Source organism: Phaeospirillum tilakii (assembly GCF_042683125.1).
Taxonomy (GTDB): domain Bacteria; phylum Pseudomonadota; class Alphaproteobacteria; order Rhodospirillales; family Magnetospirillaceae; genus Phaeospirillum; species Phaeospirillum tilakii.
In genome coordinates this window covers 1-1,164 of the sequence record NZ_JBHUIY010000099.1, presented here as the reverse complement: position 1 = coordinate 1,164, position 1,164 = coordinate 1, and the positions used below count along the sequence as shown (strand labels likewise).

Below are 1,164 nucleotides of genomic sequence, written 5' to 3'. Positions count from 1 at the left end.
GCGCCGACGGTACGCCCGCCTTCACGGATAGCGAAACGCAGACCTTCGTCCATGGCGATCGGGCAGATCAGATGGACTTCCATCGACACGTTGTCGCCCGGCATCACCATCTCGGTGCCTTCCGGCAGGGTGACCACGCCGGTGACGTCGGTGGTGCGGAAGTAGAACTGCGGCCGATAGTTGGTGAAGAACGGGGTGTGACGCCCACCTTCATCCTTGGTCAGCACGTAGGCTTCCGCCTTGAACTTGGTGTGCGGGGTGATGCTGCCGGGGGCCGCCAGAACCTGGCCGCGCTCGACGTCCTCACGCTTGGTGCCGCGCAGCAGCGCGCCGATGTTGTCGCCCGCCTCGCCCTGATCAAGCAGCTTGCGGAACATCTCGACACCGGTGCAGGTGGTCTTGATGGTCGCCTTGATGCCGACGATTTCGACTTCGTCGCCGACCTTCAGCACGCCACGCTCGACACGGCCGGTCACCACGGTGCCGCGACCCGAGATCGAGAACACGTCTTCGATCGGCATCAGGAACGGCTTGTCCTTCGGACGTTCCGGCTGCGGGATGTACTTGTCGACTTCCGCCATCAGCGCCAGCACGGCGTCACGGCCGATTTCCGGGTTGCGGTCTTCCAGCGCACACAGCGCCGAGCCCTTGACGATCGGAATGTCGTCGCCGGGGAAGTCGTAGGACGACAGCAGCTCGCGAACCTCGAGCTCGACCAGATCGAGCAGTTCGGGATCGTCGACCATGTCGACCTTGTTCATGAACACGACCAGCGCCGGGACGCCGACCTGACGCGCCAGCAGGATGTGCTCGCGGGTCTGCGGCATCGGACCGTCGGCGGCCGAAACCACCAGGATCGCGCCGTCCATCTGCGCCGCACCGGTGATCATGTTCTTCACATAGTCGGCGTGGCCGGGGCAGTCGACGTGCGCGTAGTGGCGGTTGGTGGTCTCGTACTCGACGTGCGCGGTCGAGATGGTGATGCCACGCGCCTTCTCTTCCGGCGCCTTGTCGATCTGATCGTAGGCGGTGAAGGTCGCCCCGCCCGACTCGGCCAGAACCTTGGTGATCGCCGCAGTCAACGAGGTCTTGCCATGGTCGACGTGACCGATGGTGCCGATGTTGCAATGCGGCTTATTGCGCTCGAATTTCGCCTTAGCCATT

Annotated in this window: 1 protein-coding gene; it reads right to left on the bottom strand. The window is 64.0% G+C overall.

The window, feature by feature from the left end:
• Window positions 1–1,163 (bottom strand): elongation factor Tu (tuf, locus tag ACFSNB_RS18690; protein ID WP_377319324.1); only part of this gene is annotated, 1,163 nt, incomplete at its 3' end.
• Window position 1,164 lies beyond the last annotated feature (1 nt).